The organism is Collinsella sp. SGI.241, from assembly GCF_050312955.1.
Classification (GTDB): domain Bacteria; phylum Actinomycetota; class Coriobacteriia; order Coriobacteriales; family Coriobacteriaceae; genus Collinsella.
This window is the reverse complement of record NZ_JBNPKM010000013.1, coordinates 1-21,037: the sequence shown is the minus strand read 5'-3', so window position 1 is coordinate 21,037 and position 21,037 is coordinate 1. Positions and strand designations below refer to the sequence as shown.

The 21,037-nt window shown below is 62.5% G+C and carries 13 protein-coding genes; 6 read left to right on the top strand and 7 right to left on the bottom strand.

Annotation, left to right across the window (positions count from 1 at the left end; all coding sequences use genetic code 11):
• Positions 1–187: 187 nt before the first annotated feature.
• The 4 genes from ACQQ92_RS06695 (at position 188) to ACQQ92_RS06680 (ending at position 6,914) form a co-directional block, all read left to right on the top strand.
• On the top strand, positions 188–694 hold the full coding sequence (locus ACQQ92_RS06695; RefSeq protein WP_154518326.1) for a MarR family winged helix-turn-helix transcriptional regulator: 507 nt from the start codon (positions 188–190) through the stop codon (positions 692–694).
• Complete coding sequence (locus ACQQ92_RS06690) at positions 687–2,510, top strand: ABC transporter ATP-binding protein (protein WP_427796105.1); 1,824 nt, start codon at positions 687–689, stop codon at positions 2,508–2,510. Before ACQQ92_RS06695 ends, ACQQ92_RS06690 begins: the two co-directional genes overlap by 8 nt.
• Positions 2,503–4,422, top strand: coding sequence for an ABC transporter ATP-binding protein (locus ACQQ92_RS06685; RefSeq protein WP_427719656.1), 1,920 nt, complete (start codon positions 2,503–2,505; stop codon positions 4,420–4,422). The genes ACQQ92_RS06690 and ACQQ92_RS06685 overlap by 8 nt, the downstream gene beginning before the upstream one ends.
• Before the next feature lie 344 nt (positions 4,423–4,766).
• Positions 4,767–6,914 carry a Tex family protein gene (locus ACQQ92_RS06680; RefSeq protein WP_427796104.1) on the top strand — a complete coding sequence of 716 codons (2,148 nt, stop codon included), beginning with the start codon at positions 4,767–4,769 and terminating at the stop codon, positions 6,912–6,914.
• 224 nt (positions 6,915–7,138) lie between these two features.
• Here the strand turns inward: ACQQ92_RS06680 and ACQQ92_RS06675 are convergent, their stop codons facing one another.
• Positions 7,139–7,843 (bottom strand): transaldolase, encoded by a 705-nt coding sequence (locus ACQQ92_RS06675; protein ID WP_427796103.1) that lies wholly within the window; start codon positions 7,841–7,843, stop codon positions 7,139–7,141.
• Positions 7,844–8,036: 193 nt separating this feature from the next.
• Positions 8,037–8,864 carry an HAD-IIB family hydrolase gene (locus ACQQ92_RS06670; protein WP_427796102.1) on the bottom strand — a complete coding sequence of 276 codons (828 nt, stop codon included), beginning with the start codon at positions 8,862–8,864 and terminating at the stop codon, positions 8,037–8,039.
• A 75-nt stretch (positions 8,865–8,939) separates the two neighbouring features.
• Here ACQQ92_RS06670 and rlmKL point away from each other — a divergent pair, with 75 nt between their 5' ends.
• Positions 8,940–11,507 carry a bifunctional 23S rRNA (guanine(2069)-N(7))-methyltransferase RlmK/23S rRNA (guanine(2445)-N(2))-methyltransferase RlmL gene (gene rlmKL / locus ACQQ92_RS06665; RefSeq protein ID WP_427796101.1) on the top strand — a complete coding sequence of 856 codons (2,568 nt, stop codon included), beginning with the start codon at positions 8,940–8,942 and terminating at the stop codon, positions 11,505–11,507.
• A 95-nt stretch (positions 11,508–11,602) separates the two neighbouring features.
• On the opposite strand, the gene ACQQ92_RS06660 is transcribed toward rlmKL, so the two are convergent.
• The 4 genes from ACQQ92_RS06660 to ACQQ92_RS06645 all read right to left on the bottom strand — a co-directional run bounded on the left by ACQQ92_RS06660 (position 11,603) and on the right by ACQQ92_RS06645 (position 17,190).
• Complete coding sequence (locus ACQQ92_RS06660) at positions 11,603–12,316, bottom strand: response regulator (RefSeq protein WP_370450656.1); 714 nt, start codon at positions 12,314–12,316, stop codon at positions 11,603–11,605.
• 4 nt (positions 12,317–12,320) lie between these two features.
• Positions 12,321–13,946, bottom strand: a complete 1,626-nt coding sequence (locus ACQQ92_RS06655) for a sensor histidine kinase (RefSeq protein WP_427747796.1) — start codon at positions 13,944–13,946, stop codon at positions 12,321–12,323.
• 188 nt (positions 13,947–14,134) lie between these two features.
• A complete protein-coding gene (locus ACQQ92_RS06650; protein ID WP_427727659.1) occupies positions 14,135–16,162 on the bottom strand; it encodes a KUP/HAK/KT family potassium transporter in 2,028 nt (675 codons plus the stop codon).
• Positions 16,163–16,320: 158 nt separating this feature from the next.
• Complete coding sequence (locus ACQQ92_RS06645; RefSeq protein WP_427796100.1) at positions 16,321–17,190, bottom strand: nitroreductase family protein; 870 nt, start codon at positions 17,188–17,190, stop codon at positions 16,321–16,323.
• Between the two features lie 213 nt (positions 17,191–17,403).
• Between ACQQ92_RS06645 and ACQQ92_RS06640 the strand changes: the two genes are divergently transcribed.
• Positions 17,404–19,704, top strand: a complete 2,301-nt coding sequence (locus ACQQ92_RS06640; protein ID WP_427747794.1) for an LTA synthase family protein — start codon at positions 17,404–17,406, stop codon at positions 19,702–19,704.
• A gap of 483 nt (positions 19,705–20,187) precedes the next feature.
• On the opposite strand, the gene ACQQ92_RS06635 is transcribed toward ACQQ92_RS06640, so the two are convergent.
• Positions 20,188–21,037: IS3 family transposase (locus ACQQ92_RS06635; RefSeq protein ID WP_427796099.1), on the bottom strand; the 850-nt coding region annotated here is incomplete at its 5' end.

Sequence of the window (21,037 nt, the reverse complement as noted above, 5' to 3'; positions counted from 1 at the left end):
GGTCATGCCGCCGAAGTTGAAAGGCAAATTGCCGCTCTGGCGGGTTTGCAGCGTCGAGCCGTTACGCGGTTTGGTAAAACCGCGTAACCACTAGTTTGGTACCTTGACATTGATTTCTCACGCTCCTAAATTGGTTAGGCACAAAACAATTCCACTACCTAACTAAAGAAAGGAGCAGCACTAATTCATGTGCGATGAACCTCTTAGCCTTTGTTCGCACGAGCCCGGCGGCGACCCGTCACAGCCGGCGGATGTATCCGAAGCGGTTAGCTCGGAAGACAAGCTTGCCAAGCGCATCCTCAATAATCTGGGCTTTTGCGGCCATTACATGCATTTTCATGGCGGAGGCGTGTCCGGCAAGGCGCCCATCATCTGCCTACTGGCCAAGCAGCCCGGCGGCGAGATGTCGCAGCAGGAACTCGGCATGCACTTCGGCCTCAAGCCGGGGTCGCTTTCCGAGATCCTGTCCAAGCTCGAGCTCAACGGCCTCATTGAGCGCAGCCGTAACCCCAAGGATCGACGGCAACTCACCATTCGACTGACCGAAACCGGCCGGGAAAACGCCCGCATCGACCAGGCGGCCCGCATCCGCTTTAGAGAACGGGCCTTTAGCGCGCTCACCCACGACGAGCGCGAGCAGCTCGCCGAAATGCTCGATAAAATCCGCAAAACCTGGGAGGAACTGGATGATTAAAACCCTTATGGGCAGCATCCGCGATTACATGAAGGTCACGATCGCCACGCCGCTGCTGGTGCTTGGCGAGGTAATCTGCCAGATGATGATCCCGTTTATCACCGCCGACATGATCGACGCCATCAAGGACGGCACCGCCGTTACCGAGATGCTGCCCACCGCCGGCCTTCTCGTACTCATCGCGCTGACGTCACTCGCCTTTGGCGCCGCTGCGGGCATCACCTGCAGCCATGCCAGCTGCGGCTTTGCCAAGAACCTGCGTCGCGACCTGTTCTACAAGATCCAGACGTTCAGCTTCGCCAACATCGACGAGTTCTCGACCTCCTCGCTCGTCACGCGCCTCACCACCGACATCAACAACGTGCAGCAGGCCTTTATGATGCTCATCCGCATCGCCGTGCGCTCGCCGCTGGTGCTGGTCTTTGCCTTTACCATGGCATACGCCATGGGCGGCAGCGTCGCCATGGTCTACCTGGTCATCATTCCGCTGCTGGGCTTTGGCCTGTTCTTTATCATCTTTAAGGTGCGCCCCATCTTCTCGCGTGTGTTCCACAAGTATGACGCCCTTAACGAGTCCGTCGAGGAAAACGTCACCGGCATGCGCGTGGTCAAGAGCTACGTGCGCGAAGACTTTGAGAAGGAGAAGTTCGCCACCGCCGCGCGCGACGTCCAGATGGACTTCACCCGCGCCGAGAAGTTGCTCGCCTTCAACAACCCCATGATGAACATCTGCGTCAACGGCGCGTTCGTCGTCATCATCTACCTGGGCTCCAAGCTCATCATCACGAGCCAGGGCACCCTGTTCGATGTGGGCCAGCTCTCCTCCATCTTTACCTACGGCTTCCAGATTCTGATGAGCCTAATGCAGCTGTCGATGATCTTTGTCATGGTGACCATGGCAGATGAGTCGGCGCACCGAATTACCGAGGTGCTGGCCGCCGAGCCCACGATCGCTAACCCGACCGAGCCCGTGCACGAGGTTGCCGACGGCTCCATCGACTTCGATCACGTGAGCTTTAAGTATTCCGAGCATGCCCGCCGCCAGGCGCTCGACGATATCGACCTGCACATTACGAGCGGCGAGACCATCGGCATTATCGGTGGCACCGGCTCGGCCAAGTCGACGCTCGTGAACCTGATCGCCCGTCTGTACGATGTCACGGAGGGCACCGTGCGCGTCGGCGGCGTGGACGTGCGCGACTACGACCTGGACGCGCTGCGCCACCAGGTAGCCATGGTCCTGCAGAAAAACGTGCTGTTTAGCGGCACCATCGCCGAGAACCTGCGCTGGGGCGACCCGAACGCCACCGACGAGGAAGTCCGCGAGGCCGCACATCTGGCCTGCGCCGACGAGTTTGTCGACGGCTTCCCCAAGGGCTACGACACCTGGATCGAGCAGGGCGGCTCCAACGTTTCCGGCGGCCAGAAGCAGCGCCTGTGCATCGCGCGTGCCCTGCTGCGTCGCCCCAAGATCTTGATCCTGGACGACTCCACGAGCGCCGTCGACACCAAGACCGACGCCAAGATCCGCGAGGGCCTGGCGAGCTACCTGCCCAACACGACCAAGCTCATCATCGCCCAGCGCATCAGCTCCGTTCAGGACGCCGACCGCATCATCGTCATGGAGGGCGGCCGCATCAAGGACATCGGCAACCACGATGAGCTGCTCAAGACGAGCGAGATCTACCGCGAGACCTTTACCTCGCAAAATAAGATGAGTGCCGAAGGCGAGGACGCGGGCGAGACCGCCGCAGCCGACACCGAGGCATCCGCACCGCAAGCTCAGACCCAGGAAGGAGGCGAGGCACATGAGTAAGGCCGCTACCGCCGAGCGCGCGCGCAACCGCAAGGGCGGCACCATGACGCGCCTGATCAAGATGCTCTTTGGCTTCTACCCGGTGCTTTTGCCCCTCGTCGTCGCCGGCGTTGTGCTCTGCGCCATCATCAACTCCATCGGCGCGACGTTTCTCCAGAGCGCGCTGCAGGTCATTAGCGAATCGTGGCAGTCGGGCGACTGGACGGCCGCGCAGCCCAAGATTCTGAAGCTCGTGACCACCCTCGGCTGCATCTACGCCGTGGGCGTCGCCTCCTCGCTCTTCTGGAACCGCGCCATGGCCGTCATCACGCAGGGCTCGCTCGAGAAGCTGCGCGAAAAGATGTTCAACCGCATGCAGGACCTGCCGATTCGCTACTTCGACACGCACCAGCGCGGCGACATCATGAGCCACTACACCAACGACATCGACACGCTGCGTCAGATGATCAGCCAGTCGCTGCCCAACCTGCTCATGACGATCATCGTCATCGTCACCGTGTTCTTCATCATGCTGTATTACAGCGTGTGGATGTGCCTGGTCATCATTGCCGGCGTCGCCTTTATGACCTTTATGACCAAGCTGCTCGGCTCCAACTCCGCGCGCTTCTTTATCGCGCAGCAGACCGAGCTCGGCGTGGTCGAGGGCCATATCGAGGAAGTCATGAACGGCCAGAAAGTCGTCAAGGCGTTCTGTCACGAGTCCGCTGCCGAGGCCGATTTTGACGAGCGCAACGAGAAGCTCTTCGAGGTCTCGCAGAAGGCCAACATGTACGCCAACATCCTCATGCCGATCCTCGGGAACCTGGGCGACTTGCTCTACGTGCTGGTCGCGCTGACCGGCGGCATCTTCCTGGAGCTGGGCGTGCCCAACCTGAGCCTCTCGGGCATGGCGCTCTCCATCGCCGTCGTGGTGCCGTTCCTCAACATGACCAAGCAGTTCTGCGGCCAGATCGGCCAGATCTCGCAGCAGATCAACGCCGTGGTCATGGGCCTTGCCGGCGCCGAGCGCATCTTTGAGCTGCTCGACGAGGAGCCCGAAGCCGACGAGGGCTACGTGACGCTTGTCAACGCACAGGTGAACCCCGAGACCTGGCAGCTCGAGGAAGCCGACCACCGCACCGGCATGTGGGCATGGAAGCACCCGCACCGCGCGACCGGCGAGATCGAGTACGTGCCGCTGCGCGGCGACCTGGTCATGGACAACGTCGACTTTGGCTATACGCCCGACCACGAGGTGCTGCACGGCGTGTCCGTATATGCCAAGCCGGGCCAGAAGGTCGCGTTTGTCGGTGCCACCGGTGCCGGTAAGACGACCATCACCAACCTCATCAACCGCTTCTACGACATTGCCGACGGCAAGATCCGCTACGACGGCATCAACGTCAACAAGATTCGCAAGTCCGACCTGCGTCGCTCGCTGGGCGTGGTGCTGCAGGACGTGAACCTGTTCACCGGCACTGTGATGGACAACATCCGCTACGGCAACCTGGACGCCACCGACGAGGAGTGCATCGCGGCGGCCAAGCTCGCGGGCGCCGACGACTTTATCACCCGCCTGCCCGACGGCTACGACACCATGCTCACCGGCAACGGCGCGCAGCTGTCGCAGGGCCAGCGCCAGCTGATTTCGATCGCACGCGCTGCCGTCGCCGATCCGCCGGCAATGATTCTGGACGAGGCCACGTCGAGCATCGACACCCGCACCGAGGCCATCGTGCAAGCGGGCATGGATAAGCTCATGGAGGGCCGCACGACGTTTGTCATCGCGCACCGCCTGTCCACCGTGCGCAACGCCGACGCAATCATCTGCCTGGATCACGGCCGCATCATCGAGCGTGGCAACCACGACGAGCTGATCGCCAAGCGCGGATATTACTACCAGCTCTATACCGGAGCGTTTGAGCTGGAGTAGCTCAAAACATCCCCTACGCTCCCAACGGACCTCCCCGAGGGAGACGGGGTGTTTACTCCGTGCTCAAACATTCTCGCTTCGCTGCGAAACTGCGCGCGGAGCAAACACCCCCGTCTCCCTCGGGGAGCGCCTGCGCACACGGTCTTTTCTCGCAGCCTGAAAAGAAGTGGTGAGGCCCTGGCCGTTTGGCCAGGGCCTCGTTTTGTAAGGAGGGACTCCACCGTCTCCCGTCCGCAGTCCCGTAGCTAAAAAAGCCCCGTCCCAAAAAGACTGCTTTGGCAGAACGTCGGGTGGTATCCTTGGTAGCCCTGTGCTGCAAACGCACCTTAAACGCAAGGAGTCCCATGGATCTTATCGCCCAGCTTGCCCACGAGCTCAACTTTAAGGCCGCCAACATCGAGTCAGCCGTCAAGCTCATCGACGAGGGCAACACCATCCCCTTTATTTCGCGCTACCGCAAGGAAGCCACGGGCGGCATGGACGACGTCGCCCTGCGCGCACTCGACGAGCGCCTGTCCTACCTGCGCAATCTTGAGCAGCGTAAAGAGGACGTCATCCTGCTCATCGACGCCCAGGGCAAACTCACGCCCGAACTCGAGCAGCAGATTCGCGAGGCCACGCAGCTCCAGCGTGTCGAGGACCTCTACAAGCCCTACCGCAAAAAGCGCATGACTCGCGCGCAGAAGGCCCGCGAGGCAGGCCTTGAGCCGCTCGCCAACATGATCATCATGCAGGCCTCGGCCAAGGGCAGCGCACTCGACGCCGCCGCGGCATACGTCAACGAGGAGGCCGGCTTCGACACGCCCGAAAAGGCGCTTGCCGGCGCGGCGGACATCGTGGCCGAGACGGTGGCCGAGGACCCCGAGAACGTCGCCGACCTGCGCGCCTTTACGCAGAACACCGCCGACATCGTCGTCGAGGCCACCGACCCCACCGAGAAGACTCCCTACGAGCCGTACTACAGCTATGACGAGCCGCTGCGCCGTATACCCAACCACCGCGTGCTGGCTATCGACCGCGGTGAGCGCGAGGGCAAGCTCCGCGTGCGCGTGAACGTCGACGGCACTGCCGCCACGGCGCGCCTCGGCAGCCGTTGGCCCCGACGCCAGGGCGTGTTTGCGCCCGTCTTTGAAGCCGCCATCGCCGACGGTTACAAGCGCCTCATGGCCCCCTCACTGGAGCGCGAGGCCCGCGCCAAGCTCACCGTCCGCGCGCAGACCGAGGCCATCAACGTCTTTGCCAAGAATCTCGAGGGCCTGCTCTCGGCACGCCCCGTGCGCGGCGCCCGTGTGCTCGCACTCGATCCGGGCTACCGTACCGGCTGCAAGGTCGCCGTCATGGACGAGACCGGCAAGCTACTCGACCACGGCGTGGTCTACCCCACCAAGCCGCGCCACGACGTCGCCGGCACCAAGCGCGAGCTCGCCCGCCTCGTCAAGAAGGACGGCGTCAACACCATCGTCATCGGCAACGGTACCGCCAGCCGCGAGACCGAGGAAGTCGTCTCGGAGTTCATCGCCGAACAGGCGCCTGGACTGCGATACACCATCGTCAACGAGGCCGGCGCATCGGTGTACTCCGCCTCCGAGCTCGCCAGTCAGGAGTATCCCGATCTGGACGTCACCGTGCGTGGCGCCATGAGCCTGGGCCGCCGCCTGCAAGACCCGCTGGCAGAGCTCGTCAAGATTCCGCCTCAGTCCATCGGCGTTGGCCAGTACCAGCACGACCTTGACCAGGCCGAGCTTTCGCGCACCCTGGGACATGTGGTGGAGGACGTCGTCAACCGCGTGGGCGTCGACGTAAACACCGCAAGTGCGAGCCTGCTGGGATACGTATCAGGCATCACGCCGAGCGTAGCCAAAAACATCGTGGCCTACCGCGAGGAGAACGGCGCCTTTACCGATCGCCGGCAGCTCAAGAAGGTCCCCAAGCTGGGACCCAAGGCATATCTCAACGCCGCGGGCTTCCTGCGCATCAGCGGCGGTAAGAACCCGCTCGATGCGACGAGCGTCCACCCCGAAAGCTACGAGGTGGCCACGGCCGTCCTGGAGCGTGCGGGTGTGGCGGCAAGCGAGCTCAGCCGCGGCGGCGTGCCCGACATCGAGCGACGCATCGGCAGCATCTCGGCGCTGGCAAGCGACCTGGACTGCGGCATCCTCACGCTCATCGACATCGTCAACGAGCTCAAGAAGCCTGGCCGAGACCCGCGCGACGACGCGCCCGAGGTGGTCTTTAGCCGCTCAGCACTTTCCATCGACGACCTGGAACCCGGCATGGAGCTCAAGGGCACGGTGCGCAACGTTGTGGACTTTGGCGCCTTCGTCGACGTGGGTGTGCACCAGGACGGCCTCGTGCATATCTCCAAGCTGGCTAACCGCTTTGTCAAGCACCCCAGCGACGTGGTGCGCGTCGGCGACACGGTCAAGGTGTGGGTCGAAAAGGTCGATCGCGACCGCAAGAAGATCTCGCTCACCATGGTTCAGGGCAAATAGCCGCCAAAGCGGACGTCCCCCTCTTCGCGGCGTGCAAAATTGCGAGTATTCAGCATCTCCCGATAGCCCCGCGGCGCTTCAGAGGGCCATAAAAGCAAAAACGGCCCCCGTTTTGGCGTTTTAGGGCCAAAACGGGGGCCGTTCCGCGCTTCAACCAGCTGGTAAAAGTCTTTACCATGCTGAAAACTCGCGATTTTGCACGTCGCTGCAGGGGGTACCCTTGCTTAGGGCAGAATATGGAAACCCAAAGCGGCGATATCCTTGGCAAAACCGCGCACGGTATCAAGCGAGACCTCGTACGGGTCACGGCCGATGTTCTTGCGCTTGGCCAGGATGCTGTTGGGCACCGTGATGATCTGGCAACCGCAGGCCTCGGCCTGGTAAATGTTGATAAGCTCGCGCGTGGACGCCCACAGGACCTCACAGTTGGGCTTGGCAGCGGCCTTCTTGACCGACTCCGTCATAAACGGAATGGGATCGACGCCGGTGTCGGCGATGCGACCGGCAAAGAGCGAAATGATAGACGGCGTCTCGGCGTCAACGGCCTCGACCATCTCATCGACCTGCTTAGGCGTAAAGATGGTGGTAACGTTGACCTTGATGCCGTCGGCCGAAAGCTTGCGGACCAGCTCGGCGGTGGACACGCCCTTGGTGGTCACGCACGGAATCTTGACGTAGACGTTATCTGCCCAGGTAGCAATCTCGCGGGCCTCGACCTCCATGGTCTCGACGTCGTCGGCAAAGACCTCAAACGAGACGGACACATCGGTGATGTGGGCCAGAACCTCCTTGGCAAACGCGCGGTAATCCGTCACGCCACCCTTCTTCATAAGGGATGGGTTGGTCGTGAAACCCTGAACGTTGCCGTTCTCGTACATGTCGAGCATGCCCTCGAGGTTTGCACCGTCAGCGAACACCTTGATTGCCATCTGCCTGATTCCTTTCGTTTGCATACGGCCGATAAACTGCTAAACACTTTACCTACGTTTATCAAGGCGTGAACTGCGGTTTTTTATCTTCTCGGCGAACGGTATAAACACCTCAGTGTTTGGATTAATAAATCGATTGAGCATGCAAAAGCAAAGAGTCGCAGTTTGAGCAAACGTCAGAACGCGGGATTCATTAGATGAGGCCAAAATGCCGCATCGCTGTGACGGTGCCGTCGTGTGCGACATCGTCGGTCACGTAGTCGGCGACCGCCTTGACCTCGGGCATGGCGTTGCCCATGGCGACAGCCGTCTCGACCGAAGCGAGCATGCCCAGGTCGTTGCCCGAATCGCCGAAGCCAAAGGTGCGCGCATTTCCTTCGCGGCCCAGATACGCCAGCGCTCGCGCCACGCCCACGCCCTTGTCAATGCCCTTGGGGCTCAGCTCGCGATTCTGACCACCGGTGTTGCACAGCTCAAACTCGCGATCGATAAAGCCGTCATCGTTGGCTACGCGAGCCAAACTGGGCACATTGAGGCATACCTTGCCCACGCGCAGACTGCCGTCGACGCGCATTTCCTCGGTGCTGTGCACCACAGAAGTGCCGATCAGAGACGACTGCTCAACGCCCACAGGCTCCAGGGCAAAAGTAGCCACGTTGGTCTCGAAAAAGGCCTCAATCCCTGCCGCGGCCATACGGCGCGCAAGCTCCTCGATAACGTCCTCGTCAAAGCAATCCTCGTGTACCACGCGTCCCTCGACTTCGAGCGTGGCGCCTGCCATGGCCACGACGCCCGCGGGGTCGAGCGCACGCAGGCTATCGGCGATAAGCCACAGGGGGCGACCCGTGCAGATAAATGCCTTGTGCCCTGCATCGCGCAGTGCACGGAACGCCTCAACCACCGTCTGCGAGGGGTAAACCGCCGAAAAGTCCTTATCGGTCATATCGTCGGGATCGAACGACGTCAGCGTGCCGTCCACGTCAAAAAAGAGCACGGCGGAATCGGGGCACGCATCAATCATATGGGTTCCTTTCGGGGATGAGGGCAAACGAAGCATCCATCATATAATGGAGCGACGCAACCAGAGAGGTCACCCATGGAATTTTACGCAAGCTGCCCCGAGGGCTTTGAGTCCGCACTCGCCGATGAGCTTAAACGCCTCGGGCTTTCGCATGTTCGCCGGCTGAAGGGCCGCGCTACGTTTGAGGGCGAGCTCGAAGAAGGCTACCGCGCCTGTCTGTGGTCGCGCCTGGCGAGCCGCGTGTTCGTGGTTCTTGGGCGCTTTGAGGCGCAGGATGCCGACGAGCTGTACGATAGCGTTTACGACATCGCCTGGGAGAACATCATCCGCCCCGGCGCAACCATCGCCATCACCGCCCGCGGCGTGACCGAGCAGCTGCGCAACACACGCTTCTCTGCCTTGCGCGCCAAGGACGCATTGTGCGACCGCCTGGCCGAAACCACGGGCCGTCGCGCCGATGTCGATGCCGCCGATCCCGATGTTCACCTGCTGCTTTCGCTGCGTCAGCGCCGCGCGAGCATCAGCCTGGACCTTTCGGGCGACCCGCTGTTCAAGCGCCTGCCGCCCGCCGCGACCCGCACCGGCGAGGGCACACACGTGCTGCGTCCCGACTACGCCGCCCTGGTGCTGGCGCAGGTCGGCTGGACCGCGCTGTGCGAGCGCGAGCTCACAGCCGATGACTACGAGAACGAAGCCCTGCCCACGCTGATCGACGCCTCGTGCGCCGGCGGCGGTCTGCTACTGGAGGCCGTGAACATTCTGACCGACCGCGCCCCGGGCGCTGCACGCGAGCGCTGGGGCTTTGAGGGCTGGCAGCCGCACGACGCCGCCCTGTGGGAGCAGCTGCTTGCCGAGGCACGCGAGCGCGAGGCGGCGGCGCGCGAGCGCCAGGCGCGCATCGTCGCCGTGGACATTGACCCCGCTGCCCGCAAGACTGCCGAGCGCATGGTCAAGTGCGCCGGCTACAAGCGTTTTGTCGACTTTTGCGCTGCCAAGCCAGCCACCGTGCTGGACCATGCAGGCGCTGTCGCCGGTGCCGCCGTGGTCGCAGACACCACCGAGACCCCGCTTTCGCTCATGCACGACGCCATGACGCTGGTCGGCGAGCTGCGCCGCGCGCCCGAGCTTGCCGCGGCGCCGGTCGCCGCGCTCACCCGCGATGGATTGCTGGCCCGCTCGCTCCACGCCGAGCCCGAGCGCTCGATCGCCGTCATGCCCAACAACGAGGAGGCGACCGTCGAAGTCTGGCCCTCGCTCGACCACGCCGCCGCAGCGTTTGAGGCTGCGACCGGCGCAGATGCCGAGGCCGAGGTTGCGGATACCAACGAAGTCAACGACAAAGCCGCCAGCACCCCCATGCCCGAACCTACCGCCACGCTCGACCTGGGCGACGGCAAGCCGCTGCCCGTGCTCATCCCCGAGTCCGAGCAGTTCGCCAACCGCTTGCGCAAGAACGCCCGTCTGCGTCGCAAGTGGGCAAAGCGCGAGGGCGTGAGCTGCTACCGCGTCTACGATGCCGACCTGCCCGATTACTCCGCCGCCATCGATCTATACGAGGGCTGCCCGCAGACGCCGGGCCGTTGGCTCGTCATCGCCGAATACGCTGCGCCCAAGACCATCGATCCCGCGCTTGCCCAGGCCCGCATGCTCGACATTCTGGCCATCGCGCCGCGCATCCTAGATGTTCCCGCCGAGCACGTGCACGCCAAGGCCCGCATGCGTTCGCGCGGCGGCTCGCAGTACGGCAAGCAGGGCGCCGGCAAGGGCGGCTCGGGCGAGCACGCCAATATCGCACGCCGTCGTCTGCCGCTCATCGAGGAGGGCGGCCTTACCTTTGCCGTCAACTTTGACGACTACCTGGACGTCGGCATCTTCTTGGATCACCGCGTCACCCGCAACCTGGTGCGCGAGCACGCCAAGCAGGCGCGGCGCTTTCTCAACCTGTTCGCCTATACCGGCACCGCTACCTGCTATGCGGCAGACGGCGGCGTCGAGGAAACTGTGACGGTCGACCTCTCCAACACCTACCTGGACTGGGCCGAGCGCAATATGCGCCAGAACGGCTTTGTTGGTCCGCAGCATCATTTTGTGCGCGACGACGTGCTTGCCTGGATTCGCGTCCAGCGCCAGACGCGCAACCGCTGGGACCTAATTTTTGTCGATCCGCCCACGTTTTCGAACTCATCAAAGATGGGCCGCCGCACCTGGGACGTCCAGCGCGACCATGTTGAGCTTTTGGCCGGCGTATCGCGCCTGCTCGCACAGGGCGGCCACGCCATCTTTAGCTGCAACCTGCGCGGCTTCCGCCCCGAGACGCGCAAGCTCGCGCGCGCGGGCGTCGTGCTAGAGGACATTACGGCGCAGACCATCCCGGAGGACTTTGCGCGCAACCAGAAGGTCCACCATTGCTATATCGTGCGCCGCCTGCCCATCGAGGACGCCATGGCCGAAGTCGGCTTTAGCGCCGAGGAGATTGCAGAGCGAACCGAAGAGCTGCGCAACCCCGAGGCCCGCAAGCCCCGCGCAACGGCGCCCGCGCACGCGCAGGCCGGAGACCGAGGGTCGCGCGGCGACGGCAAGCCTGCCTGCGCCGGCAAGCCCAAAAAGAAGAAGTTCTACGCCAGCAAGCCCAAGGGCAGATAAACCAAGTTGCGGTGGAATACGGACTGTTTTGCCTGGAATTAGGCAAATTTGGACCGTATTTCACCGCAACTCATATTGGGATGGTGGTTGGCGATCTAGCCTTGGGTGACCAGGCGATAGCCGATACCCACGTGCGTCTGGATATAGCGCGGATGCGCCGGATCGGACTCGATCTTCTTACGCAACGTGCCCATAAAGACACGAAGGCTCGCCAGGTCGCTCTTAGTTGCCGTGCCCCAAATCTCGTGCAGGATAAACTGGTGCGTCAGCACCTTGTCGGCGTTGTGCGCCAGCAGGCACAAGAGCTTGTACTCGATCGGCGTCAGATGCAGCTCCTCGCCATCCATCGTGGCGATGCCGGCATCAAAATCGATATGCAGCTCACCGGTATCGAACGAGCCCTCGGAGGCAACGCCACCCGTTTGCGCATACGAAAGGCGCCTGAGCGTCGTGCGAATGCGCGCGAGCAGCTCCTCGACCGAAAACGGCTTGGTCAGGTAGTCGTCGGCACCGGCATCGAGTGCGCGAATCTTGTCCGCATCCTCGCTGCGCGCCGAGACCACAATGATCGGCATGCCCGACCATGCGCGCACCGACTCCACCACCTTGACGCCGTCCATATCGGGCAGGCCCAGATCGAGCAGCACAATACTCGGTGCCTGCGATGAGGCGGCGGCGATGGCGGCATGGGCGGTCTCCACGGCCATATGGCGCAAGCCGTGCGCCTCGAGCGCGGCAACGATAAGGTTGCGGACGGCGGGGTCGTCCTCAACGACCAAGATAAGCGGTTTCATGGCAGAGTTCGACACAGCGTTACTCCTTATCAAACGAAACGTCGGCGGCGGGAAGCCCAATCGTAAAGACCGAGCCGTGCGGGTCCGCCGCGGCAACCTCTATGCTACCGCCATGCGCCAACATAATGGATCGACAGAGCGAAAGTCCCAAGCCCACGCTGCGATGGCTATCAGCCAAGCCATGGTTGACAGTGTAGAACGATTCAAAGATCCGGCCCTGCTCCTCGGGTGCAATACCGGGACCGTCATCGGCGACGGAACATGCCACCTGTCCATCGTTCGCCATAATCGAGATTACGATATGCGAGGCGGGCGGCGTATAGGCAATAGCGTTGTTCACCAGGTTCACCACCAGCTGCACCATCAGGCGCGCATCGACGTTGACGAGCGCCGGCTCGTCGCACGGCACCACCTTAAGATCGTGCTCGCGTACAGCCGGATTCACGTGGCGCAGCGCCTCCTCGACGATATCGTCCATGAGCTCGAGCGTGGTCGACAGATGCATGCCGCCGCCCTCGAGCTTTGTGATGGCGAGCAAATTCTCGACGGTGGCGTTGAGCCATTGCGCATCCGAACGAATGGAAAGGAGCATGCTGCGGCGCGTCTGGCTATCGAGCACGGCCGTGCCGGTCGAACCCTGGTCGAGTAGCACGTCGGCATTGCCCGAAATGCTGGTAAGCGGCGTGCGCAGATCGTGCGAGATGGAGCGCAGCAGATTGGCGCGCAGCTGTTCGTTTTTGGCGAGCACCGCCGCCTCCTCGCGGGCCTCCATGGCGCGGGCGCGATCGAGTGCCAGCTCGCCTTCGCTCACGATGGCGTCGGCAAGTGTCCGTTCCTCGTGCGTCAGCATGTCGGGCTCGGCAACGATAGCCAGCACGCCCACCACCGAGGCGGGGTCGCCCGAGCGCACGAAGCCGTCGCCCGTGCAAACCGTCAGGTAGATGCCATAAAACGCCGAGCCGCCATAGGTGGCATCGAGCGGCGTTCCCACATAGGCGGACGCAGAGAGCCGCGGCGGCATTTGGGGCGTCAGCTGGTGCACCGGCGCGGCGTCACCCACGGCCGTGTACGTCGCACGCGGCAGCAAGTCATCATCGTCGGCGTCGGCGCTGTACCACACGACCGGACAGCCCGAAAGACGCGCCAGCTGCGTTGCCATGGCATGCACAATCTGCTGCTGATCGGGACACCGCTGCAGCATGCGGTTGGTCTCGAGCACCATATGCGTGCGACGGTCGCTGGCGGCAGCCTGTGCCAAGGCGCGGCGCAGGGCCAACGCAATCGAGCTCGACACAAGCGAGACCACAAACATGATGAAGAACATGCCGGGATAGACGCGGTCGATAAACGATAGCGAGCAGCGCGGGTCGACAAACAAGAAGTTGTAGAGCGCTACGGCGGCAGCCGAGCTCAGCAGGCAATACAGGCGGCTCCAGGTAAAGAATGCGCACAGCTGCACGGCGAACACATAGACGATCATGATGCTCGGCGCGAGACCAGGATGGTCGAGCAGCGCACCCACAATCGTCGCCGCGATCAGCAGCCCCGCCGATACGCAGGCGTCATACAGAGGGCTGCGACGTGTCAGCGTTGTGCGCCGCCACCAAAAGCTATCGGCAATATCGCCGTCCGCACGGACGTCCATCGGCACCCCGCCCCTCTCTTAAAAACAAAAACCACCACAGAGGGGACAGCACCTTTGTGGTGGTTTCCCTTGTGGTGGTTCCAAGTGTATAGCCTTTGCAGTCTGCGGTCGTTAGACAAACAGCATGTGCGCGAGCAGGGCGCACACTCCTGTCCATCGAAGACCAACTCCATGCAACCTGTCGGCGACTACGGGCGCTCGTTGGGGGCCAGGCGCTGCATCTTGTTCACAGCCTTGAACTTGGTGAACAGCGGCACATACTCAAAGCTCACGTTGGAGTTCTCCAGGCCATACCAGCGCGCCGGCGTACCGGCAAAGCGGCGGATGATGTACTTGAGCGTGATGGCCGTGCGCTCGCTCGGCTCCACGTCACTCTCGGGCGCCAGGAGCTTACGGATCATGACGAACTTAAACGTGCCGATGTTGCCCGGATCCTTGTAGACCGAGTAGTCATGCATCTGCGGCGGCAGCTCGCCAGTGGCGGCCAGATCCTGAACAACCTGGCGCAGGTAGGCGTTCACGCGCTGGTTAACCTTGTAGCCCAGGTACAGATGCACGCGGAAAACATAGTCGGTGCCAAACGTCTCGACCGAATAGGCAAAGGTATGCGGTTCGTCCATGGTCTCGACGTTCACGAACCACCAGGCGCGGGCGCGCTTGGGATGCTTGTCCAGAATCGAGTAGACGATATCGCGGTCGATGTAGTCGGTATTGGTGTCCTTGGTCAGGTACACGATGTTGTCGCTCATAAGCTCATAGCGATCGTCGTCGCGCAGGCGCTTGAGCTGCGGCAGATAGCTGCGCAGCGGCAGCAGCGTAAACTGACGCCGCTCGACCGCCGTGCCGTTGTACCAGCACAGCATAACGCCCATGATGAGCATGGCCATAAGAATAGTGAAATAGCCACCGTGGAAAAATTTGGTGAGCGAACTCACAAAGAAGAAGCCCTCGAGCAAAAGGAAGAACGCAACGAAGATATACGGGACGACCTTAAGGCCGCGATCAACATGCAGGTAGAAGAAGAGCAGCACCGTCGTGCACATCATGGTCAGGGTGATCGCCAAGCCGTAGGCGGCCTCCATGTGCGCCGAGCTCTGGAACAGCAGCACCACGATGACGCAGCCCACAAGCATGACGTTGTTGACCATGGGAATATAGAGCTGGCCCTTGGTCTCGGCAGGATAGAAGACCTGCATGTGCGGCATGAGGTCCAGGCGGCTGGCCTCGGACACCAACGAGAAAGCGCCGGTGATGAGCGCCTGCGAGGCAATGATGGCCGCGACGGTGGAAAGGCCGACGGCAAAGGGACGCAGGCCCGGGGTGAGCATCTGGTAGAAGGGGTTGAGGTCGGCGATACCCATGAGCTCCGGGTTGCTGGCGTTGTTGATAAGCCACGCGCCCTGGCCCATGTAGGACAGCAGCAAGCAGCACTTAACGAACGGCCAGGTTGCGTAGATGTTGCCACGGCCCACGTGGCCCATGTCGGAGTAGAGCGCCTCGGCACCGGTGGTGGCGAGGAAGCAGCTGCCCAGAATCATGATGCCCGCATGGTTGTTGGGGCTCAACAAAAAGGCGATGCCGCGCACCGGGTTGAGGCACAGCAGCACGGCGGGGTGCTGGAAGACAAAGAACAGACCCGTGCCGCCCAGGAACAGGAACCACAGCGTCATGATGGGGCCAAAGGCGTGGCCGATCTTGGCCGTGCCGATGCGCTGCACCAAGAAGAGCGCAATGATGATGGCAAGCGTGATGGCCACGACGCGGGCCTGATCGTCGCCCAGCACGGCATGGACTGCCGGAATGGTGCGCAGGCCTTCGATAGCCGTAGTCACGGTAACGGCAGGCGTGAGGATGCCATCGGCGAGCAGTGCCGCGCCGCCCAGCATGGCGGGGATGATGAGCCATTTGCCGCAGCGCTTAACCAAGCTGTACAGAGCAAAGATGCCGCCCTCGCCATGGTTGTCGGCGCGCAGCGAGATGAGCACGTACTTGACGGTCGTCAGCAGCGTGACCGTCCACACGACAAGGGAGAGCGCGCCGAGCACGAACTCCTCCGTGACGCTTCCGATGCCGCCGTTGCCGGCAACGAGCGCCTTGGTTACATACATGGGGCTGGTGCCGATATCGCCATACACCACGCCCAGCGTGACGAGCATCGCCGAGATGCTCACAGGAATCGCAGCGTGCGAGGCTGCCTCCTTGGCCTTTTGTTCCATAAGCCGGTTTCCTCCCAACTTTAACGTTCGAGGGGATTATAGATAATCGTCCCATGTTTTAATGCACTGTTTTCCCAGCTAGATAAACATTTATACGGCCTTTAGGCCACCGCGGCGATATGGAATGTGACAAAGGGACTGTCCCTTTGTCACATTCGTCATTTTCCGAGCCAGTTTTTGAACCACCACTCCATGGATCGGCTCATCTCGGCCATAAAGGGGCTCGTGTGCTTGCGGGTGTAGATATCCACGACGCGCTCCCCCACCTCGCGGGCATGCGGACGGAACATCGCGTCCATCTCGGCCACCTGCGCATCCATGGTCGCGGCATCGGCGCGGCGATAGCGCTCCTCGTGCACCAGGTTCACCACGGGATGCGCAATCGCCGGGCGCTCCTTGCGGGGCGTGCCGATGATGAGCATCGACAGCGGCATGGTATAGGGCGGCAAGTCCAGCAGCGCAGCAACTTCCTCGGCGTTCTCGACGACATCGCCGATATAGCAGCTCCCCAGCCCCAGGGCCTCGGCGGCGACCACGGCGTTTTGGGCAGCGATCACGGCATCCTGCGCCGCGATGGCAAAGTCGCCTAAACCCGGCGCGCGGCGGGGCGCCTTGCCCGCGCGCTCGACAAACTCGGGCTCAAAGCAACCCACGTGCTCAAACAGATCGATCCACTTGGCATAGTCGACCACAAATATAAGTGCCCAGGGCGCCTTGGCGATCATGGGCTGGTGGTCGCACAGGTCGGCCAGGCGATCGAGCGTTGTCTGCTCGCGGATACTCACGATGGAATACATCATCATGGCGCCTGCCGACGGCGCGCGGCTCGCCGCATGCAGAATCGCCGCCCGCTGCTCGTCGGTCACCGCTACGGGACGGTCGTTGTCATCGCGCGCAAAAGCGCGCGTGGACGAACGGTGCTCCAACGTGTCCAGCACCGCGTTGCCCGTGGTCTCGACCGGATAGCCGCCCGCGCCCATGCCAGCGCCCACGTCGCCCGCACTCGTCATACAAACCTGCTCGTTCATCGCCTTAACCTCGCCATTTCTTTAAGAAGCCTTTACGTTTCCGTGTAATTCCCGTCCATTATCGCGCAGGTCGCCACTACATTGCGCCACACCGCCACACATGCGCGCTAATATGGCTGGTTGTTGTGCGCAGCCACCAATCGCAGCGCATATCTTGGTAACAATCGGGTAAACCCCCGCTTTCGTAGTTTTAAGTTTGTGAGGAGTCTCAGCATGTTCGCAGCCGCCATCTCGCTCGTCGGTCTTGCGGCGACCGTCTTCCTTGTCTTGCGCGAGGCCAAGGCCATTCGCGCGCAGTCGGGCACCGTTGCCAAGGGCGCTCTTGGATGGAGCGTCGCCTTCGGTCTGTTCCAGGTCTTTTTGACCATTTGGGGCGCCATGGGCCTCGTCGCCCAAAACGAGCCGCTCGCCTTTGTGATGCTCATCCTGACCAACGCCATCCTCACCGGCTGCGCCTGGGCCAGCATCGCACGCGACCGCATCGCCCCGCGCGTCTTTGCGTTCGCCGCGCCCGACGCCCCCGCCCCCACCGGCAAGCTCGCCCGTCTGCGCGGAGCCTTTGTGGGCAAACCGCTCGTCGCCGCCGTGCTGTGCCTGCTGCTCGCCGGCGTCTTTGCGCTGCTGGGCATGGAGGTCTCGTCCAACCACGACTTTACCTGGGTCTACCCCCTGTGCATACTGCTCGAGTGGGCCATCATCACCACGCTCATGGTCGGCCTGTTCTTCCTGTTCCAGCGCCGCGGCGCAGCTCCCGCCGCCCTGGCCTTCGCCCTCTTTATCCTGGGCATTGCCGAGTTCTTCGTCATCACGTTTAAATCCATGCCCATCCAGCCGGGCGACCTTTCGGCCATCTCCACCGCCGCCGCGGTCGCCGGCAACGGCTACACCTACTCGATCTCGCTGTTCTGCGTGCTGTCCATGGGCTTTACCGCCATCGCCATGCTGCTATGCGAGTACGCCGGCCTGGTAGCACCGCACCGTCAGAAGGGTGCCGCCAACGCCAAGCGCATGCTGCTCACCAACCTGCTCGTGGCGGTGCTGTGCCTGGGCGGCGTGACCGCGCATGTCACGCTTATCGACTACTACAACACCCTCGGCATCACCGTCTACACCTGGCGCCCGCTCGAGAGCTACTGGCGCGAGGGTTATCTTCCTGCCTTTATTAGTGCGGCACAGTCCATCAAGCCGCCCAAACCCGCCAACTACTCCGCCGACGACGCCAAGGCAACGCTCAAAAAGTATGCCAAGGCCTATGACAAGTCCGATGCCGCCACAAGCGACGCCCGTACCGCCGCCCAAGAGCAGTTCGATAGCGAGAAGCCCACGGTCATCGCCATTATGAACGAGACCTTCTCGGATCTTTCGATCTATCAGGAGATGCACGCCGGCTACGAGGGCCCGCAGTACTTTAAGAACCTGTCCGACTGCCTCAGCCGCGGCAAGCTCTACGTGAGCGCCTACGGCGGCGGCACCGCCAATACCGAGTTTGAGTTTATGACCGGCAACTCCATGGCCAACCTGGGCTCGGGCGTGTACCCCTACACCATCTACAACATGGAAACGACCGGAAACCTGGCAGAGCAGTTCAAGTCGCTCGGATATTCCACAACGGCCATGCACCCCAACCACGCAACCAACTGGAACCGTGAGAACGTCTACAAGGACTTTGGCTTTGACCAGTTCCTGTCTATCAACGACTTCCAGGGAGCCGACACCTTGCGCGGCATGGTGACCGACCAGGCAACCTACGACAAAATCCTTGAGCTGCTCAACCAGAACGCCGACCCGCAGTTCATCTTTGACGTGACCATGCAGAACCACTCGGGCTACGATACGGGCCTGCTGCCGGCAGATAAGCAGATGCACCTGAACATCGACACGACCGATCTGGACGCCAAGACCATCGAGGACGGCACACTCTCCGATGTCGACGAGTACGTCTCGTGCATCGAGCAGTCCGACCAGGCGCTGCGCTACTTCCTCAATGCCCTGCGCAATCTTGACCGCAAGGTGGTCGTGGTGTTCTGGGGCGACCATCAGCCGTTCTTCCCGTCCAAGTTCAACGATAAGTGGTTTACCGGCGAGGACGACGCTACGCATCAGGAGCGCCTGTGGCAGACCGACTACATCATCTGGGCCAACTACGACGTTGCCGGCTGCGACCAGACAAGCGAGGTCGACGACCTGTCCACCAACTACCTGTCCACCCAGCTGATGCAGCTGATCGGCGCACCACTGACCGACTACCAGAAAGCGCACATGACGCTGCGCAAGTCGCTGCCCGCCATCAACTCGGTGGGCTACGAGGACGCTAGCCTGCGCTGGGCGCTCTCCTCCAACGTCACCGGCGAAGACACCGTCGCCGCAGCGGCCACCAAGGCGCGCGAGGATTACGCCAAGATGCAGTACTACGAGATGTTCCGCGACGGCAAGAACGTGTACACCGAACACCTCCAGACCGAGGCCAACGAGACCGACCCCAACCTGGCGCCGGGTACGACCAAGATCAAGTAGCGGGGATCAAGTAACGGGGTCGGGGGCCCGAATCGGCGGCAGGCGGAGGTACGGGAAAGGTCTGCTGCTCAAACAGTCCTGCGCAAGACGGGGGCCACATTAAGTGGCCCCCTTTGCGTGCGGAACTCGCGACAGACCTTTCCCGTGCCTTCGCCTGCCGCCGCCCCTCACCCGTTGCGGGTTGAGTGGGCTGATAAAGAAACTGCGCTCACCTCATGGTAGAAGCGTGGCCTGTCATGCGAATCGCGGAAACTGTGTCCCAGAATTCACGTCCGGAGTGGGATGCAGTTTCCGCTTGAGGGCCTGTTGGGAAAGCGCATCCCACTTCAAGAGTAAATTCCGGGTCACACTTTCCGCTAAGGCTCTCAACCGGAAAGTGCATCCCATTCCAAGCCTTAATTCCGGGACACAGTTTCCGGACAAGGCGTAAAGCGGAAAGTGTATCCCAGTCTGAGCGGGGACTGCGGACGATTTCCTGGACCGCTAAATCGCGGCCATCCCCAGCGACGACCGGTAGTCGTCCGGTGTCGCGCCACCGAGCGCGTCGCTTGCCCGCTCGGAGTTGAAGCGCCCTATCCACGCGCCGAGGGCCTCGATGAACTCCCCGGGCGACCAGCCGGACCAGTCCCTCCCGTGGAAGAACTCCTTCTTGAGCAGGCCGAAGAAGCCCTCCATCGCGGCGTTGTCGGGGCTGCAGCCCTTGGCCGACATGCTCCTGACCAGGCCGTTCCGCTCGCATATCGATATCCAGCCCGGCCAGCGGTAGTGCACGCCGCGGTCGGAGTGGATCACGGGGCGCTCGCCGGGCGCCAGCCGGGAGCACGCGTCCGACAGCGTCGAGTTCGCGAGGTCGGCGTCCGGGCGCTCGCCCGCCCGCCAGGCGACGATCGAGGAGTCGAAGCAGTCCCTGATGGCGGACAGGTACACCTTGCGGCCCGTCGGCAGCCTGAACTCGGTTATGTCGGTGAGCCACAGGAAGTTCGGCAGGGCCGAGCGGAAGTCGCGGCGCACGAGGTTCGGCGGGGCGGGGGTCACCTCGCCGCCGTAGGAGCTGTAGGCGCCGGCCCTCCTCCTCATCCACCTCGGGACGAGCCCCTCCTCGCGCATGATGCGCCGGACGACCTTCTCGGAGACGCGCACGGGGTCGTCGAGCTCGCGGAGCCTGCGCACCACGAACCGGTAGCCGCGCGCGCCGTCGCCGTCCTCCAGGAACACCCGCCGCACGACGTCCCTCAGCGGCGCCAGGCGGTCCGGCCTGGCGATCGCGCGGCGCTGGTAGTCATAGGAGCTCCTCGATATCCTCAAGAAGCCGGTGAGTTCTCTCAAGGACCAC